At 57.9% G+C, this 18,173-nt stretch carries 14 protein-coding genes; 7 read left to right on the top strand and 7 right to left on the bottom strand.

Translation table 11 applies throughout. The features are described from left to right. Nucleotides 1-2 precede the first annotated feature (2 nt). Complete coding sequence (locus O3A94_04035; protein ID MDA1355422.1) at nucleotides 3-1,466, bottom strand: hypothetical protein; 1,464 nt, start codon at nucleotides 1,464-1,466, stop codon at nucleotides 3-5. 109 nt (nucleotides 1,467-1,575) lie between these two features. On the opposite strand from O3A94_04035, the gene O3A94_04040 reads away from it, so the two are divergent. Then, nucleotides 1,576-2,037 (top strand): OsmC family protein, encoded by a 462-nt coding sequence (locus tag O3A94_04040; GenBank protein ID MDA1355423.1) that lies wholly within the window; start codon nucleotides 1,576-1,578, stop codon nucleotides 2,035-2,037. Here the strand turns inward: O3A94_04040 and O3A94_04045 are convergent. The 6 genes from O3A94_04045 to O3A94_04070 all read right to left on the bottom strand — a co-directional run bounded on the left by O3A94_04045 (nucleotide 2,034) and on the right by O3A94_04070 (nucleotide 11,959). Next, on the bottom strand, nucleotides 2,034-3,833 hold the full coding sequence (locus O3A94_04045; GenBank protein ID MDA1355424.1) for a hydantoinase B/oxoprolinase family protein: 1,800 nt from the start codon (nucleotides 3,831-3,833) through the stop codon (nucleotides 2,034-2,036). The genes O3A94_04040 and O3A94_04045 overlap by 4 nt on opposite strands. A gap of 13 nt (nucleotides 3,834-3,846) precedes the next feature. Continuing rightward, a complete protein-coding gene (locus O3A94_04050; GenBank protein MDA1355425.1) occupies nucleotides 3,847-5,928 on the bottom strand; it encodes a hydantoinase/oxoprolinase family protein in 2,082 nt (693 codons plus the stop codon). Nucleotides 5,929-6,020: 92 nt separating this feature from the next. Continuing rightward, a complete protein-coding gene (locus O3A94_04055) occupies nucleotides 6,021-8,063 on the bottom strand; it encodes an FAD-dependent oxidoreductase (protein ID MDA1355426.1) in 2,043 nt (680 codons plus the stop codon). A 28-nt stretch (nucleotides 8,064-8,091) separates the two neighbouring features. Then, entirely contained in the window at nucleotides 8,092-9,507 is a 1,416-nt protein-coding gene (boxB, locus tag O3A94_04060) for a benzoyl-CoA 2,3-epoxidase subunit BoxB (GenBank protein MDA1355427.1), read from the bottom strand. 3 nt (nucleotides 9,508-9,510) lie between these two features. Further along, nucleotides 9,511-11,160, bottom strand: coding sequence for a 2,3-epoxybenzoyl-CoA dihydrolase (gene boxC / locus O3A94_04065; protein ID MDA1355428.1), 1,650 nt, complete (start codon nucleotides 11,158-11,160; stop codon nucleotides 9,511-9,513). A 28-nt stretch (nucleotides 11,161-11,188) separates the two neighbouring features. Then, nucleotides 11,189-11,959 (bottom strand): enoyl-CoA hydratase/isomerase family protein, encoded by a 771-nt coding sequence (locus tag O3A94_04070; GenBank protein MDA1355429.1) that lies wholly within the window; start codon nucleotides 11,957-11,959, stop codon nucleotides 11,189-11,191. 94 nt (nucleotides 11,960-12,053) lie between these two features. On the opposite strand from O3A94_04070, the gene O3A94_04075 reads away from it, so the two are divergent. The 6 genes from O3A94_04075 to O3A94_04100 form a co-directional block, all read left to right on the top strand. After that, complete coding sequence (locus O3A94_04075; GenBank protein MDA1355430.1) at nucleotides 12,054-12,890, top strand: carbohydrate ABC transporter permease; 837 nt, start codon at nucleotides 12,054-12,056, stop codon at nucleotides 12,888-12,890. A 423-nt stretch (nucleotides 12,891-13,313) separates the two neighbouring features. Next, entirely contained in the window at nucleotides 13,314-14,807 is a 1,494-nt protein-coding gene (locus O3A94_04080; GenBank protein MDA1355431.1) for an extracellular solute-binding protein, read from the top strand. Nucleotides 14,808-14,964: 157 nt separating this feature from the next. Next, the gene (locus O3A94_04085) at nucleotides 14,965-15,831 is read left to right on the top strand and encodes a sugar ABC transporter permease (protein MDA1355432.1); all 867 of its coding nucleotides are present in this window, start codon (nucleotides 14,965-14,967) and stop codon (nucleotides 15,829-15,831) included. Nucleotides 15,832-15,833: 2 nt separating this feature from the next. After that, nucleotides 15,834-16,784, top strand: a complete 951-nt coding sequence (locus tag O3A94_04090; GenBank protein ID MDA1355433.1) for a carbohydrate ABC transporter permease — start codon at nucleotides 15,834-15,836, stop codon at nucleotides 16,782-16,784. Between the two features lie 7 nt (nucleotides 16,785-16,791). Then, nucleotides 16,792-17,898, top strand: a complete 1,107-nt coding sequence (locus O3A94_04095; protein ID MDA1355434.1) for an ABC transporter ATP-binding protein — start codon at nucleotides 16,792-16,794, stop codon at nucleotides 17,896-17,898. After that, nucleotides 17,898-18,173 (top strand): ATP-binding cassette domain-containing protein (locus tag O3A94_04100; GenBank protein MDA1355435.1); only part of this gene is annotated, 276 nt, incomplete at its 3' end. The genes O3A94_04095 and O3A94_04100, both read left to right, overlap by 1 nt.

The raw sequence follows: 18,173 nt of genomic DNA on the forward strand, positions 1-18,173 counted from the left end.
GTCTAGCGCTTGTCTCCCGGCGCACCATAACTCGCCAGCAAACTATCGGTAAAATCTTCGATTTCGGCCCAGTCTGTTTCTCGCCCCACATGTTCGCGGACGATAAAAGCCGGGCCCATATAGAAGCGCTCATACTGTGAGTGGCGGCCGGCGAAATCGGTGCCGAGGATGTCCCAGGCGAGCTTGAACAGTTTCATTTTGTCGGCGGCGTCCCATTTCTCGGTCGACCAGCACATATCAAAGATGCGCTTGGTTTCTTCATCGTCCATCACCGACACGTCGGCCGGCATCTGCAACACGCCGCCGCCGGTCAACTCGCGGATGCGGGCCAGGATCTTGTCGTAATTCTGTGTCGCAAAGTAGATCGACGCATACATGTAACGCCGGTTGTAGCAGGCATAGCCGCCGGGCAGTGTCTCGTGATCCTGGATCTGGCCGGCGATCATCGCCGAAATCGTGGCGTGCATGGCGGACAGGTGATTGATCGTATCGGCCACCGCCGGCACTTTGTCGGTGCCCATCGATTCGGTAATACGTTTCGCGATGCCGAGCAGCAGTTTTAATTTTGAGCGATAGCGCACCGCCGCCTGATGATTGGAAAGCGTATGCGCCGAGGTGTCGAAATAGATATTTCGCGACCACGGAATATCGCCGAGCGTGAGGACACGCTCCCACGGCACCTTCACGTCACGGCAGATCACCACGCAATCGGATTCGTCGTAATGATAGGCGAGGGGATTGTCGTATTCGCTTTGGGCGAAGCTCGCATAGGGCTTGCGTGACCACAGTTCGAGGCCCGGCGAATTCACCGGGATGACGCAGGTCACGGCTTCCGCTTCGCGGCCGGGCGCCAGTGGCAGGATATTGCCGATCCATATTTCGTGCGAAAACGCCGCCGCCGTGGCCAGCAATTTGACGCCATTGATCACCAGTCCATCGTCGCCTTCTGAGGTGACCGAAAGGGTGGGGACGAACGACGATGAGCGGCCGTAATGTTCGGGGTCGCGCGTGCCTTGCGGCGGCGCCACGGCGTGGGAGAGAAAAATATCATTGGCGCGGCAATGCTTGTAATAGGCGGTCATATTGCCGGAAAAATCATGTGCGTCGGTTTTGAACATCTCCGGCTGCATGGCAGCGCCGGTGACATAGCCGCCGACGAAGTCCGGCGAGCGCCCCATCATGCCGTAGGACAGGTCGGCAATCGCCGTGGCCGAGCGTGTGCGCTGCTCCAAATCGGCGCGGCTCTTGGGCATCAAATAGTAGGCCGGGAAGCGCTCGCCGTCTTCTTCAACGCAAAGATCGTCGGCATATTCCGCACTGTGGCGGGCGTCCCAAATGCGCGCAAAAGAGCGCGCCGCATTGCGGAAAGCCGGATGGCTGGTGACATCGTTCACCGTCTCGCTGCCGATCCGGATGGTGCGCCCGTCGCGCAAAGATTCGAGATATTCGGCGCCGTTCATCAGCATATGTGTGTTCCCTGAGTATCTTCACCGAGCCTAGCATGATGCAGCCGCTTGGCTGTCGGCTCGTTGCATGGTTTCATGCGCGCCATCAAAGCACAGGAGAAAGAGCGTTATGACATTCGATATGCCAGCCAGGCATCATTTCAAAATCAAGGCGGAATGCCCAACCCATTCGCGCACCGACGCCAGCGTGCGCCACCACCAGGTGGTGATCGACGAGCCCGAGATACGCGGCGGCACCGACGCGGCGGCGTCACCGCTCGAGACCATGCTGTCGTCCTATCTCGCTTGCCTCAACGTCATCTCGCATCTTATTGCCGGTGAAATGGGGATTCGCCTCGACGATATGTCGATGGCCCTTGATGCGGAATTCGATACCAACGGTATCTCGACCCAGACGCCGACCATCCTGCCGTTTCCCAACCTGACATTGACGGTCAACGTATCGAGCGACGCCAATGACACCCAACTCGCCCAATTGAAATCAGATCTTTACGCGCGCTGTCCGGTGACGGTAATTTTCACCCAGGCGGGCTCAAAGATCGATTCAACCTGGAACGTGACGCGGATCTAAGCGCCGGCGCGGGCCGCTTCTGTCGCCGTCTGATCTATGGCGAGATCATCATTGTCGAGGCTGCCGGTCAGCACCACGCCATAGATATCGCGCGCGCGCTCGACGGTTTCCCAGCGCCGTTCAACATCCTTTAGAACACGCTCGGCTGCGCGCTCATACGGGCTGCCATAGCCACCGCCGCCGGCCTCCCGGCCGCGCACGAACTCACCCGCCTGCAATTCGAGCTGCACCAAGTTCGGCAACAAGGTCTCGTCGCCATTGGCGCTCACTTTCCATTGCGCCGCCAGTTCGCCGTTCAGCCCGCCGCGCACACCGTGCGCCGGATTGATCTGGCAGTCGGACGGAATGACGATGGTCATCGGGTCCTGGCGCGGGCCGTAGACGACTTCAGCTGCCGGTCCGCCGCGAAACCGCCCGGCGCCGCCGCTGGCAGGAAGAAGGCGCATGCTGTCGAAATGAACCGGGTGTTTGATTTCGTCCAACTCGATGCTGTCGCGGTACATCAGGCCGGCAACGACCGGCAAGCCGTACGTCACCCAGCCATCGGCCTGCGGACTGGCCGGCCCGCCATTCACGGCGGTCGTGAGTTGGTTGATATAAGGCTCACCGCCGCGGCGGAAATCATTGCCTGAAACGACCGCGAAGCCGGCTGCCATCGCACTGCCGCCCTCGGCCAACCCGTGACCATCTCCCAACTGCGCGAAGGCTGATTGGGTCAAATTTACCAGGCGGTCGGCGACGTTGGTGGTCGCCATGGAGGAGCTGTGCGGAAAGCTCGGCCGGCCGACCACGCAGCCATCGCGCAGATGCACGATAATGCGGCGGAACGAGCCGGCATTATGCGGCAGGTCGCCCTCCAAGCTATGAAACACGCCGGCTACCACATTGTTGATCGCGCAGGCCTCGGATTGATTGAGCCCGCAATCGACACAATCGATATTGTCGCGCAAATCGATCTCGATGATGGCGTTGTCGGGATCGAGGGTCAGTTCAACTTTGATTGGAATACCGTCCGGCAGCATCGGCTCAAACGGATCATGTGCCCCTTCGTTGACGATCTTTGCCTTCGGCAGCGCACGGATCGTCTGGACCATGACGCGTTCGGAATAATCGAACCATTCTTCAATGAACTGCTTGATCTGATCTTTGCCGTATTTGGCACAGAGTTCCTTCAGTCGGCGCTCGGCGATGCGCGCCGAACCAAGCGCGGCGAGGAAATCGCCATACCATTGCTCCGGCACGCGAATGCGCCTGCGGCACATGCGGATGATATCGTCGTTCATCACGTAGTCGGTCTGCACGCGTACGCAGGGGAAGATGATTGCGCCTTCCTCATACACATCGCGCGCGCCAGCGTGATAGGTGGACGGAATTGAATTGCCGATGTCGGCCTGATGCGCCTTGGCGCAAGCGGTAAACATATGCTCGCCATCGATGAACACAGGCACCAGAACGGTCAAATCCGCCGAATGCGTATTGCCGAGATAGGCATCATTGTGGAGGAAGGCGTCGCCTTCGGCGAGATCGTCATGCAGGTCGCACATGGATTGAGTTTGCAAATGCGAGCCGAAGATATGGACCGGCAGACCCTCGGCGGCGCAGAGCAGACGGTTGTCGGCGGTACAAATCGCGCAGGAAAAATCGCGCGCCGCGGCAATCACCGCCGAGCGCGCCGCGCGCAGCAGCGTGTTGGACATTTCCCGCACGATGCCATCCATGCGGTTGGCGAGGATGGAAATCAATACCGAATTGAGCTGTTGCGTCGCTTCGCCATTGCCTTTGGTGCCTTTGGTCATCTTCTTTGTCCTCTCACCCGGTTCCGGTCTCAAGCAGGTAATTATCGGCTTCGCTGAGGCGGGCCGACATGCCGGGATAAACCACCAGTGTCGTGGTCGGTTCCTCGATGATCGCCGGGCCGACAATATGCGCACCGCGGCGCAAAGCATTGCCATGATAAATTGGTGTCTCGACGCGTCCGACGGCGCCGAAATAGGCTGAGCGGTGCGCCACCGGGGCGTTGTCTCCTGCCGTTTCAGCCGCTGGGATTATTTCCGGCGGATGCGGCAGCCGCACCCGCGCCCGGCCTTTCCAGTTGAGGCACTCAACCTGGCTATCCTCATCGCGCACGGCGAAGACGCGTTCATGCACATCATGAAACGCCGCGACCAAGGCATCCACATCCTGCTGGCCACGAAAGCGTTGAATGCTGATCGGCACGTCGAGCTCCCACACTTGGAACAGGTAGCGCGCCTCAAGGAAATACTCGATGCTCGAATCGGCCAACCCGCGGCTTTCGAGCGTTTTGACGAAGCGCCCCAACTCGTCATCGATTGACTGCAGCGCCTGGTTCACACCGTCATAGTTGAAATTGCCGGTCAGCGTCACTTTGCTGGCGCTGTGCTCGGCGATGATGTCGGAGAATTGCATGCCGCAGGCCGAGAGCGCGCTGGCAGTCTTCGGCAGAATGACGCGCGTGCAACCCAGTTCGGCGGCGATCGGCATGATGTTGAGACCGGCCGCGCCGCCGCCGGCGACAAGCGCGCTTTCCGCCGGGTTGATGCCTTCTGTCACGGTAATATCGTGGATCGCCTTGATCATGTATTCGCTGGCCAAATTCATGATCGCGTCGGCGGCCTCCTCGATACTTCCGCCGATGCCCTTGGCGATGGTTTCGATCACCCGGTGTGCCGCCGCCGTGTCGAGCGTCATGCGCCCGCCGAGAAAATATTCTGCGTCGAGATAACCGAGCACCATCGCGGCGTCCGTCACCGTCGGCAGGTCGCCGCCGTTGCCGTAACAGGCCGGTCCCGGCACCGCGCCGGCGCTGTGCGGGCCGATGCGCAACAGGCCGCCCGGATCGATCCAAGCGATTGAGCCGCCGCCGGCGCCGATACTGCGCACATCAACAGAGGAAATCGCCAATATGTCTCCGGTCCATTGCGGGCCGATCCAGGTTTCGCGGGTGAACTTGACCTCGCCGTCGCGCACCAGTCCGACATCGAATGTCGTGCCGCCGGTATCGCAGATGATGACATCACTGCCAAAACCTTCGATACGGGCATAATTGAGACCCGCCACCGGTGCCATAGCCGGCCCGGACTTGACCGTGTGAATCGGCCGCTGGGCCAGTTCCTCGACATGCATGCAGCCGCCGATGGCGGTCGATACCAGGATTTCGCCTTTATACCCGGCGCCGCGCAAATCGCTTTCCATCTGGCGCAAATGCTCCTGCATAAGCGGCTTCAGCGAAGCATCGATGGCGGTGGCGGAGGCGCGGCGATATTCGCGGATGATCGGCACCAGCTGATGCGACAATGTGAACGGCACACCGGGCAAAATTTCTTTGATCATTCGGCCGATGGCCTGCTCATGAGCGGGATTCATGATCGACCACAGAAGGCAAACAGCAATGGCCTCGAATTCATGCGCCTTGAGGCGAGTGAGAATTTTACGGGCTGTAGTGGAGTCGAGCGGTTTGCGCACGCCGCCCTCGGAATCGATCCGTTCGGGAATCTCGAAAGTGTATTTCTGCGGAATGTAGGGATCGGGATAATCTTGAGTAAAATCATGCGGCCCGTGTTTGCCGCCTTCCTTCAGCACCAGCGTGTCAGGGAAGCCCTCGGTGGTGAGGAAAGCAGTCTTGGCCACTTTGCCCTGAACGATGGCGTTGGTTGCCCGAGTCGTGCCGTAGATCAGAACGCTCGCTTCCGCCAGCAACTGTTCGGGCGTCACGCCGAGTTCGCCGGCCGCCGATTCGAGCGCGCCCTTCATGCCATTGAAAATGCGCTCAGGCGTGGTCGGCGCCTTGCCGATCACCTGCCGGCCGCTATCGCTCGCCACCACCATGTCGGTGAAGGTACCGCCGGTATCGACCGTAATGCGGTAGCTCATAAAGCTCTCCCAGTTTTTGTTTTATTGCTTCTGCCCAAGGTGAAAGCCGCGGGTTGTGCTGTCAAGCAAGCGGCCCCCCTGCGCCGTTCAAATCACAGTTTGCGTGCCTGGCGATGGCCCTCATAGACGGCCTCATAGGTCGAGCGCGGCGCAGTTGCGTCGCCGATGGCTTCAAAGCTAACGCCGCTTTTCTTGAGCGGCGCCATCAGAGCGTTCTCTGAGCGCCGTCCCGTTGCCATGACGATCCAATCAGCGGCAAGGGTGCTTTCTTCTTTTTCGTGATGAACGTTAAAGATGTGTAGCTTGTCGCCGTCGATGCGCCGCACGAACCGGTCGCACATCATTTTCACACCGCTTTGGTAGATCTTGGGTAGGATCCAATCGAGATAGACGTCGAGGATGGTCTCCATGCCAATCATCGGCCAGCGCGTTAGCAGGGTCACGGAATTAGCGCCGGCTTGGCTCATGGCGACGGCGGTGAGCGGCGCTATCACATCGCACATATCGTCGATCACCACGACATCGCCGGGAAACGACACGCCGGCAGCGCGCGTGCCGGCCGTCAACACCTCGTCCCAACCCAGGCAATTGCCACTCTCCCAGCCGGGCAGGGACTCGCCGGTCCATCCCTGAAAGCCGTCAACGCAAACGCTCGAGCCTGTGGCCACGACCACATGGTCGGGCCGCTCGGCTGCGAGGAGGGCGTCAAGGCCGGCTTCCGAGACCGGTGAATCGGTGCGCAGCTCGGCGCCGTTTTTAGTCGCCTGATGCGCCAACCAGCGACCGATCTCGCCAAATTCCTTGCGGCTCGGCAGCAGTGATTGCAGGCGCACGTGACCGCCCAATTCGCTCCCGCTTTCGAGAAGCGTGACGGCGTGACCCCGCGCCGCGGCAACGCGGGCATATTCCAACCCGGCCGGGCCGCCGCCGAACACCAGTACTTTTTTAGGTGTCTTGGATTTCCTCAATGTGCCCTCACCCCATGCGGCTTCGCGCCCAATGGTGGGATTGTAGACGCATTGGATGCGCGCCCCCCGGCTGACGCTCTTCCAGCAGAAATTGGCGGCGACGCAGGTGCGGATATCGTCAGCCTGGCCGTCTTCCGCCTTCTTCGCCCAATAGGGATCGGTAAATAGCTGGCGCGCGAGACAAATGGCGTCGGCATCGCCGGCCTCGAGCAATGATTCGGCTAGATCCGGTGTGGTGATACGTCCGACCGCGAGCACCGGCTTGTTGGACACTTCGCGAATTTGGCGGGCATAGCCGCGCTCCCAGCCGCCTTCGAACTCCATCGGTGTGTGAATGAAAGAGTGATGAACGCCCGCCGAAACGTCGACATAGTCGATATCCGCGCCTTTCTCGATATCCGGCACGATCTTCTTCACATCTTCGATCTCAAGATCGCCGGGCCAGAACGAGGTCGAGTTAATGCGGTATCCGACGAACTTCTCGTCGCCGACCGCCTGGCGCATCGAGTGCAAAACTTCGAGCGGGAAGCGCAGGCGGTTCTCGTAGGAACCGCCCCACTTGTCGGTGCGCTTGTTGTACAGCGGCGAGAGAAATTGCCAGGGTAGATAGCCGTGGCTGAGATGCAGTTCGACCCCGTCGAGACCGGCTGCCATAGCGCGGGCAGCGGCCGACCCATAGGCCGCGATCAATTCCTGAATTTCTTCTTCGTCGAGTTCCTTGGGTGTCGAGGCGCCGGGGAATTCGCCGAGCGGCACTTGGCTCGGTGACACCGTGTACCAAGTAGCATCCGGATCGTAGCCCGGTGCTTGCTTGACGGCAGGATGGCCGCGCACACCCGAATGCCACAGCTGGATCGCCAGTTTGCAGCCATGCTTGTGTACCGCTTTGGCGATCTTGGAAAGCGGCTCGATCTGGCGGTCATCAAACAGCTGCGGCATCAATAACGGCGCCATGATCGAGCTCGGATGGACATGGGTGCCACCAATGATGATGAGGCCGACGCCGCCCTTGGCGCGCTCTTCGTAATAGTCGGTGGCCATGTCGATAAAGAGGCCGTTCCACGGGTCCGACACCCAGGTTGGGCAGGTCGGCGGGAACACCACCCGGTTCTTGATTTTGCAATTGCGGATGGACCATTCAGAAAATAATAACGGATAGTGCGCCATTTATTTCTCCCGCGACTGGGTCGTGTTTTCAGATTAGATTCACATAGTCGAAATCAAGCGGCTGACCGTTGATGCCGCGCCGTGGTGGTGCGATCCAGCCGGCGAACTTGCCCGGCTCGACAACGCGCTGCATGAGCGAAATGACATGTGCGCGTTCGGCTTCGCTGGGCAGCCATTGGTCTTTGCCGGCAGTCCATTCGGCTTCGCTGAGGGGGGTGCCGGCGGGCGTAAAATGCGTCTCGCGATACTGTCCGATGGCGCGCTGAAACGCGCGATGCGGCAGGCTGAGCGTATGCTCGACATTGTTTTCCCGAATGGTGCGGTTCCAGCGCGCAATGCCTTTCTCGCAATCCTCGATATAGTCATCGCGCAGGCGCTCGTTGATCACGGTGAGCGCCGCTTGCTGGCTCTCGGCAATGACACCTCCGTCGAGCTTGGGCACCGAATAAAGCGCATCAGCCAGCACATGATCGTCGTCGATCTGCTCTTCCTTGTAGCGGCCCTTCAGGCCAGCGGTGAAATAGTTAGCGGCATTAGTCGAAAATTCCGATCCGAACAGATCGATGGAAACGGCAAAGTGGAAGTTGAGGTAGCGCTGGATGGTGTCGAGGTTGACGCCGCCATGGGGCGCGACATCTTCCGAGTCATGCGCCTTCATCAGTTCGCAGGTCCGCTGGACGACGCGCTGAATACCTGTATCGCCGACGAACATATGGTGGGCTTCTTCGGTCAGCATGAAACGGCAAGTGCGCGCCAGCGGGTCGAAAGCCGATTCGGCGAGGGAGGCCAATTGATATTTGCCGTCGCGGTCGGTGAAGAAGGTGAACATGAAATAGGATAGCCAGTCTGGCGTGCGTTCGTTGAAGGCGCCCAGAATGCGCGGCCGGTCGACGTCGCCCGAGCGCCGTTCCAGCAGCCCCTCGGCTTCTTCACGTCCGTCGCGGCCAAAATGCGCGTGCAGCAGATAGGCCATCGCCCACAGATGCCGGCCCTCCTCGATGTTGACCTGAAAGAGGTTGCGCAGGTCGTACAGCGACGGGCAGGTGAGGCCGAGCAGGCGCTGTTGCTCGACGCTCGCCGGTTCGGTGTCGCCTTGTGTCACAATCAGGCGGCGTAGGGTTGCGCGGTGCTCGCCCGGTACGTCCTGCCAGACAGCCTCGCCCTTGTGCGCACCGAACGCGATGCGCCGGTCAGGCTCGGGCTTGGCGAGGAAAATACCCCAGCGATATTCCGGCATTTTGACATAGCCAAAATTCGCCCAGCCATCCGTTTCTACCGAAACAGCCGTGCGCAAATAGACATCCGCTTGGCCAGACTCCGTCGGCCCCATTTCATTCCACCAATCAAGAAAGCCGGGCTGCCACGCCTCAAGGGCACGCTTGAGGCGTCGATTGTCGGCCAAACCCACATTGTTGGGAATGCGCTCATTGTAATCGATCGCCACGTCTCAAACCCGTTCTCTGTCAAAGCGCGGCCGCTGGCCGCTGCCGTAAAGTTTGAGCGTGCCTTCGGCGCCGACCGCATTGGGGCGCTGGAATATCCAGTTCTGCCAAGCGCTGAGGCGGCTGAAGATTTTACTTTCCATGGTCTCCGGTCCTGCAAATCGGAGCGACGCCTCCATGCCCGTCAAGGCATCGGGCGAGAAGGCGGCGCGCTCTTCAACGGCAATACGCGTCTCGTCCTGCCAGTCTATATCGTCGGGCGCAAAGGTGACGAGGCCTAGTCGTTCCGCCGCAATCGCGTTGAGCGCCCGGCCGGTCTCTGGTTCGACCTGGGCGAGCGCTGCCGGGTCGCCAAAAAAACGGCTTTCCAATCTGCTGAGTCCGTTGGCCATGGGGTAGGAGCCGAAATTTGCCGGCGTCATGCGGATGGTGGCGGGCGGGCGATTGTCGCCGTCGAAGGCGCCGTCCAGCATGTAAATACGGTCGGCGGCCAGAGCCAATTCGAGCAACGTGCCGGTGAAACAACTGCCAGGTTCGATGAATGCGAAGATTGAGCGGGCCGACAGATCGAGGCGTTTCAGTGTGCGCTTTATATAAAGTGTGATCTCGCGCACCAGCCAATCACTAGCGTGGGTGGCCAAGACCGCGTCTGCGGCCGCAACATATTCGCTCTCGCCCTCGGTGCGCATCAGCCAGGTGCCGATTTCACATTCGTTGAAACGCAAATGAAAGATCAAATCTTCCAATTCGCGCGCCACGGCAAGCGGCCAGAATGCCGCACCTTCGCTATGGATCGCGGCGATCTCGGTCGGCGGCGTCGCGGCCGGCGCGCGGACGGTGATATGCGCCGCCATCAGCTCGCGGTCGATCACGCAGGCAAGGTGGGAATATTCGATACGCTCGCCTTCGATGGTTCGCTTGAGCGGCGAAAGCTCGATGCCTGCGGCGCCCGCCGGACGATCCGAAGCCGCCGCCATCGCGCCGGCGCGCGCCATGACTGCGTCCTGCCATTTGGAACGCGGCACGATTTCATCCACCAAATTCCATTCGAGCGCGCGTTTGCCGCGTACGCCCTCCTCGACAGTGCAGAAAAAATCTGCTCGGTCGCGCCGGACGCTGCGTTTATCGACCAGCCGGGTGAGGCCGCCGGTGCCGGGCAGCACCGCCAGCAGCGGGATCTCCGGCAAGGACACGGACGATGCTCCATCGTCGATCAAAATGAGATGGTCGGCGGCAAGCGCCAATTCATAGCCGCCGCCAGCGCAGGGGCCGTTGATCGCACATATATATGTCTGCCTCGAATGTGCGCTGGCATCTTCCAGGGCCAGCCGGGTTTCGTTAGTGAATTTGCAGAAATTGACTTTGTGCGCATGGCTGGAGGCGCTCAACATACCGATATTGGCGCCGGCGCAGAACACCCGTTCGTTGGCCGAGGTAAGAATCACTGCGCCGACCTCGGGATGCTCGAATCGCAGCCGTTGGACAGCGTCGTTCAATTCGATATCGACGCCGAGATCGTAGGAATTCAGCTTCAGCTCATAGCCCGGGTTGATGCCGCCTTCAGGGTCGACATCGAGCGCCAAGGTGGCGACGGCGCCGTTCAGCGTAAGCCGCCAATGACGGTAGCGCTCAGGTGCGGTGCGAAAGTCGATCACGCTCACGGTTTTCGTGCCTTAAACTTTCTTAAGACCAGTTCGGCGGCCGCTTTTCGCGGTAGGCGGTCATCGCTTCGCGAAAATCGTCTGAGCTGGTGGCTTCGGTCTGGCATTCTTTATACAGAGAGAAGAAGCTTTCGAAATCGAGATCGAAACAATTCTCCAGCAATTTCTTGGAGAGACGACAGCCCTCCGAATTCGCGGCACTGACGCGCTCGACGATATCTTCGAATTCCGCCGCCGCGTTGTCTTCCGCAACGAGATAGTCGATCAGGCCGATACGCTCGCCTTCGGTCGCGTCGATCATGTCACCGGTGATGATCATCCGCTTCGCCCGGCCCAAGCCGATATAGCGTGCCAGACGCAAGGTGCCGAGGCCGGGAATAAGGCCTTCCTTAATGGCCGGCAGGCCGAGCTTGGCGGATGGCGTGGACACGCGGATATCGGCGGCGAGGGCGAGCTGCAATCCGCCGCCCAAGGCGTAGCCATGGATCAAGCAGATCACCAGCTTGTCCATGGTCTCGAATCGGCGAAGCGCACAGTCCCAGAGGTCGAAATAGCTGTGGTCGATCAAGCCTGCAGCGAGGTCTTTGAGGTCAATGCCTGTGGAAAAGGCGCGCCCAGCGCCGGCGATGGTGACGATACGGATGTCTTTATCATTTGAGATTTCGGCCGCCAGCCTGTCGAATTCGCGCGCGCCACGCATGGCGACAGCGTTTAAGATATGCGGACGGTTGAATGTTATCCGCGCCCGCCGACCTTCCTTTTGGTAAATCATCGTTTCGCAATCGCCGGTCATGGCGCGCACTCCCGAATTCGTTTTATTCGCATGCTCCGCCACTCTATGCTGCCGCCGCACTGACCGACAATGACAACCGCGAAAGCATCGACTAATGCCTCACCGACCCTTTCGCTGGTACAATACCATTGGTCTTGTCGTCGGCCTTGTATTCGCGCTTTTCCCTATATTCTGGATGGTTTCGACCTCGTTCAAGCCGACCCATGAGTGGGCAGCGACGCCGGCGGTGTGGATTACCAGCAACGCGACCTGGGACAATTACGCTCCGCTCTTTTTCGATGTTAAAGGAATGTACATCGCCGGCAACGGCGCCTCGTGGGTGGCGATGATGCATTCATTTATCGTTTCAAGCGCGGCCACCTTCTTCTCACTCTTGATCGGCGGGATGGCGGCAATCGGATTTTCGCGCTACCGCGCCGGCGGCCACGCCTTGGCAATAGCCATTTTGTCGGTGCGCGGTATTCCGACAGTGGTCATCGCCATCCCGTTTCTGATTTTATTTGGCTGGCTCGGCCTGCGCGACACCCATATTGGCTTAACTCTGGCCTATGTCGTTTTCACGGCGCCGTTTGCGTTTTGGATGTTGAAGAGTTTCATCGATGAAATTCCGGCGGAGATCGAAGAGGCTGCCATGATGGATGGCATGACGCGTTTGGAGGCGCATTTTCGCGTCACCCTGCCGCTGATCAGGGGCGGCGTGATCGCCACTGCGCTATTTATCTTCATATTGAACTGGAGCGAATTTCTGTTGGCTGCGGTGCTCACCGAAAAAACCGTGATCACTGTGCCGGTCAATATGAATTTATATGGCGGGGCGATCGGCGTGCAGGCGGCGCTAGCCACCGTCGCCGCCCTGCCGATGGTTATCATGGGGCTGATGATTCACAAACATTTGGCGCGTGGCTTCACGCTCGGAGCCATAAAACGCTGAACCGCGGGGAGGCGTGGTTAGCCAAACCGCAAGATGCGCCCGGGTCTCGATTTTCGAGGGCTGAGTTGGCTTTTGAACGAAATGTTTGCGCCCGTGCTGAGAAATATCAATTTGTCGCTAATTTCTTACTTTACGACGCCTGAGGTCGCCGCTATGGTCCCTCGGCGTCTGGAGAATTTTGATCATCGTTACGCAGTCTGTATTATGGGTTGGCTGCGGAACGTCTATGCTAATGACTAATGTTTTTGACTGCGGTTCGGATGCAAATAAGAAGCGGCTCGGGCCGCCCAGCTTTAGGGAGCGATGAACATGTCACATACGGATGATAAGAAAGAACGTTTCAAAAAAGAGCTTTACCGTCTTTGGGGTATGCACTTTTCGGGCGATCACAAAGTTTCACGCCGCGATCTGATGAAAGGCATGATGGGCCTTGGCCTGAGCGCCACTGCCATCTCCATGATCATGCGCAAAGCGCCGTTCAGCGTGAAGCAGGCTTGGGCGGCAGAGGGCGGCACACCAGAAGACCGCGCCGTTAAAGCGGCAAAAGCGCTTTATGCCAACTCGCCGAAGAAGACCATCGCGATCATGCATCCGTCGGGTTCAGGCGGCAACATGTCGCCGTTCACCGCCGAATGGAAAGCGCTGACCGGTTTTGACGTCGAGCTTATCGAAGTGCCGGTGACGCAGACTCATCAAAAGGGCATGCAGGAAGCAGTCGCGCAGACTGGCCGGTATGACCTTTTGCTGCCCGCGCCGCTGAGCCTTCCTGACTTCGCCGAATCGGGCCTCGCGCACGATCTCACGGGGTGGGTCGATCAATACAATCCGGAGCTTTTCGAGGGTCCCAACAAGCTGGAATTCCCAGTTTCGGATTTCGGTCAGAAATACAAAGGCAAGATGTATGGCCTCTACTGCGATGGTGACTGGTGGCTGTTGAACTATCGTAAGGATGTTTTGGCTGCGGCCGGCAAATCGCCGAAGTCAGCACGTGTCGTCGTCGATACCTGGGAAGAGTATGACGCACTCGCTGCGGAGATGACCGATACGTCCAAAGATTTCTGGGGCGCGTTGGAATATCGCTCACCTTTCTGGAACAAATTCCATTGGATGATGCGCTTCCAGTCGAAAGGTAAGCTCTATTTCGACAAGGACATGAAATCCATGGCCGGCAGCCCGGAGAGCATCAAGACCGTTACGGACTTGGTGAACATCCAGAAATATATGCCGCAGGAGCAGTTCAGTTACGGCTTCACGGAAAACTATGCGCAATATTATGCGGCCGGCCGCGGCTTCTTCGAGTTCGGTTGGCCGTCCCTGTGGCGTTATAGCCATGACGCGGCTGGCGCGCAGTCGATCATCGCGGGCAAAGACGCCAATGGCCCGACGCAGACCGGCATCTCTTTGGTGCCGGGCGATATGGTTAATGGCGAATTGATCCGTGCTGATGTCATGCCGTTTGCATGGGATTTCGTGGTCAACCAGCATTCGCAAATTCCAGAAGCGTCCTATCTCTATGCGCAATGGCTCACGGGCCCGACCATGTCGATGCGTTCGATTCCGAACGAAGGCGGGTATTTCGATCCGTGGCGCAACAATCACTTTCTCACACCGTCACCGGAATTCCTTGCCGCCTATCCCGGCGATTTCCTGGGAACGGCCTACGAGTCAGTGGTCAACGTTGTGCCGGAGATCATCCTGCGCGGTGGTTCGGAATATCACGATGCCTTGGATCGTAATCTGCAGGCCGCGTACAACAAGCAAAAGACCCCCGCAGAGGCAATGGCCGATACCGCGAAAGAGCAAGACCGTATCACGCGCCGTCTGGGCAAAGACACGCAGGTCGAAGCGTGGCGCGCCCTTGCCGCCATGTATCCTTCGGCGCTTCAGAAGGCGTCCGGCGCGGACAAGTGGAGCTAATAGTTTGACCACGCAACAATTCGTCAACGACAACACATAAGAAAAGACCGTGGTTGCAAATACTTCTAATGGCGGGGTTTCCTCTGCACGTTCGAGGAAACCCCGCCGATTTGACCCGAATGACAAAAGGTTCATTCCCGGCCTTCTGATCACGCCCGTGCAGATATTGCTGTGCGTGATGCTGATTTTCCCGTTTGTTCTGGAATTCGTCATCAGCATGACAGAATGGCAGCCGATTTACGGTGATTTCTGGGATTCCTTCGCCAGCGTTTTCACGCAGAAAATCAATCAAGGTATTGGCTACAATTACCTGATAACCGACGAGCCTCGCTATTTGCAGGCGCTCGGTCGCACCGTGATCATTTCAGTGATCAGTCTCTGTTTGGAATTCTTGATCGGCCTCGCGTTGGCCACTCTATTCCTAAAGAAATTTTGGGGTAAGCGTCTGTGGTTTACGGCGCTGCTCTCGCCCATGATGATAATGCCGGTTGTGGTGGGCTACACCTGGTTCATGCTGTTTCAGTATAACGGACCGATAAACCAATTCTTTTCCTGGATCGCGTTTAGCGAAGTCAACCTGACATGGCTTAACGACGGGACCTTGGCCTTTATCGCCGTGATCACGACCGAAGTGTGGCATTGGACGCCGCTCTTCTTCTTGATCATGCTGTCTGGCCTTAATGCGGTGCCTGAAAATCCAATTCGCGCTGCGACCGTGTTGGGCGCCAGCAACTTCAAAATATTCTGGACGATTATCCTGCCGAATATGAAGGCCGTGATTATCATTGCCTTCGTGATTCGCGGCATGGAAGTGGTCAAGCTGTTCGACGAAATTTACATTTTGACACGCGGCGGCCCAGGCACGGCGACCGAAACCATCAGCCTTTATCTCTATAAATTGGCGTTCGAGGATTTCCGGCTGGCTTATGCGGGCTCTGCCGCATTCATCGTCCTGATTATCACCGTTGTTCTGATAAACATGATGCTGAAGCCGATCCGCTATCAGCTGGTTGAGGGGCGCTGATCATGCCGGAAAGCAAATTTACGCCATTCAATTTCCTCGGCCTTGTCGCCGGACTGCTGTTTGCGGTGTTTCCAATCTTTTGGATGGTTTCGACGTCCTTTAAGGTACGCAGCGAGTGGGTTACGAGCCCGCCAACCTGGATTTCTGCCAAGCCCACAGTGGATAATTATCTTACCGTCTTGGCGCCGCACATATTGTTGGAACGGCGCGGCGGCACGCAGCAGTACACCGAAGCCGGCGAGTTAATCATAAACGAAAATAAGAACGAAGAAGCAGCGGCTGGCGGCGCTATCGCAGACTTTTTGAACCGCTCTGCCTGGCCCGGCATCAAGGGCACGGTCATCATCTCGGTATCAGCGACTATATTGTCCATTGTGGTCGGCCTTATGGCCGCAATCAGCATTTCGCGATATCGATTCGGCGGGAATTTCACGCCATTCTTCATATTGTCGGGACGAATGTTTCCGCCTATTGCGATCGCGATTCCGTTCGTCATCATGTTTGGACCCAAAGTGTTCGACATGACCGACACCTATTTCGGCTTGATCGTGGCCTATGCGGCGGTAACCGTGCCGTTCTCTACTTGGATGTTAAAGAGTTTTGTCGATGACTTGCCTCACGAGATCGAGGAGGCGTCGATGATGGATGGATATTCGCGTTGGGGAGCCCATCTCAAGGTGACGGTACCGCTCATAAAAGGCGGAATCATCGCAACCGCTCTGTTTATTCTTATCTTGAATTGGAGCGAATTCCTATTTGCCTTAATCTTGACCTATACCAATGTGCAGACAATCCCGGTCCAGCTCGCTAAGTATTTTTCGGCGACCGAGGGCACGCTCTATGGCGTACAGGCGGCGTTGGCCATGGTCTCCATAGTTCCGTTGGTGATTATCGGCTTCTTCATTCAAAAACATCTCGTGCGCGGGCTTACGCTCGGCGCCATCAAGCGGTGATCAGTTAATGGCTAACATCAAGCTGGAACTGGTTAATCTGCGTAAGGAATTCGGCGCTCTCAACGCTGTCGATAATGTCTCGATCGCTATCGAAGAAAGCGAAACAATGGCCCTGTTGGGCCCGTCCGGCTGCGGAAAAACGACGATCCTCAACATGATCGTCGGGCTGGAAAAGCCAAGCAGCGGCGATATTCTGATCGATGGAAAATCAGTGCTGAATGTGCCGCCGGGAAAGCGCAGCGTCGGGCTGGTGTTTCAGGACTACGCCGTTTTTACTCATATGACCGTGCGCCAAAATTTGGCCTACGGCCTAAAGATTCGCAAAATGAAGCAGCCGGAGATCGACAGAGAGATCTCCAAGGTGTCAGAATTTTTGTCGCTCAGCCATCAACTTGAACGCAAACCTTCGGAGTTGGGCGCGAGCGAATTGCAACGCGTTGCGATTGGCCGGACGCTGGTGACGAATCCCGAGATTCTCCTGCTCGATGAACCTTTGAGCAATCTGGAGGCTTCGATGCGCAACCAGATGCGGCGCGAATTGCGGCGTATTCAGGGCGAAACTGGGCAGACCATCATTTATGTTACCCATGATCAGATCGAAGCGTTGTCGCTGGCGCACCAAATCGCGGTGATGAATTTCGGTGTTTTGCAACAATATGACACTGCTCATAACGTCTACGAATATCCCGCCAATCGTTTTGTCGGCAGTTTTCTTGGCAATCCACCGATGAATTTCATCAAAGGAAAACTGGCGGATGAGAGCGGTCAACGCGTCGTGTCTTCGGGAAAATCGACAATGCCATTGCCAGCGGGGATCGTTGGCGTGGATGTGGCGATTGGTACGGATGTCGTCGTTGGCGTGCGGCCGGAAACATTGAACATTGCCCCAGTCGGTAATCCAGGCAGCTTTACCGCAGAGGTGCTCGCGGTGGAGCCGCAGGGACCTGAGACCGTGGTGACTGCGTCTTTCGGGGAAGCGTCTTTTAAAGTCATTGTCCCTGCTGGAACGGAAGCTGAGACAGGTGGTGCTATTACTCTCGCGCCACAAAACGATCTTGTGGCTCTGTTCGACGCCGAGACCGGCGTTCGCTTGATGAATAGCGGGGGCGCCTGATGTCTGAGCCGATTCTAGAGCTACGCTCAATTTCGAAAAATTTTGGCGAAACCCAGGCGCTCGATGACATCAACTTGGCGGTGGAGCAGGGCTCGCTGATCGTTTTGTTAGGTCCGGCAGGGGCCGGCAAGACGACCACCTTGCGTATTATCGCCGGATTGGAAGCGCCAAGTTCGGGACAGGTTTTTATAGAGGGTGCGGATTTTACAAAACATCAACCGAATCAGCGCGATATCGCGATGATCTTCGATAACCTTGCGCTCTATCCCAATAAG

This window comes from Pseudomonadota bacterium, from assembly GCA_027624955.1.
Classification (GTDB): Bacteria; Pseudomonadota; Alphaproteobacteria; order UBA828; family UBA828; genus PTKB01.

Coding starts and splice junctions, on each gene's coding strand:
- O3A94_04055 (MDA1355426.1), bottom strand. CDS start 8,063: ATGGCGCACTATCCGTTATTATTTTCTGAATGGTCCATCCGCAATTGC.
- O3A94_04075 (MDA1355430.1), top strand. CDS start 12,054: ATGCCTCACCGACCCTTTCGCTGGTACAATACCATTGGTCTTGTCGTC.
- O3A94_04035 (MDA1355422.1), bottom strand. CDS start 1,466: ATGCTGATGAACGGCGCCGAATATCTCGAATCTTTGCGCGACGGGCGC.
- O3A94_04045 (MDA1355424.1), bottom strand. CDS start 3,833: ATGACCAAAGGCACCAAAGGCAATGGCGAAGCGACGCAACAGCTCAAT.
- O3A94_04040 (MDA1355423.1), top strand. CDS start 1,576: ATGACATTCGATATGCCAGCCAGGCATCATTTCAAAATCAAGGCGGAA.
- O3A94_04090 (MDA1355433.1), top strand. CDS start 15,834: ATGCCGGAAAGCAAATTTACGCCATTCAATTTCCTCGGCCTTGTCGCC.
- O3A94_04095 (MDA1355434.1), top strand. CDS start 16,792: ATGGCTAACATCAAGCTGGAACTGGTTAATCTGCGTAAGGAATTCGGC.
- O3A94_04070 (MDA1355429.1), bottom strand. CDS start 11,959: ATGACCGGCGATTGCGAAACGATGATTTACCAAAAGGAAGGTCGGCGG.
- O3A94_04080 (MDA1355431.1), top strand. CDS start 13,314: ATGGGCCTTGGCCTGAGCGCCACTGCCATCTCCATGATCATGCGCAAA.
- O3A94_04050 (MDA1355425.1), bottom strand. CDS start 5,928: ATGAGCTACCGCATTACGGTCGATACCGGCGGTACCTTCACCGACATG.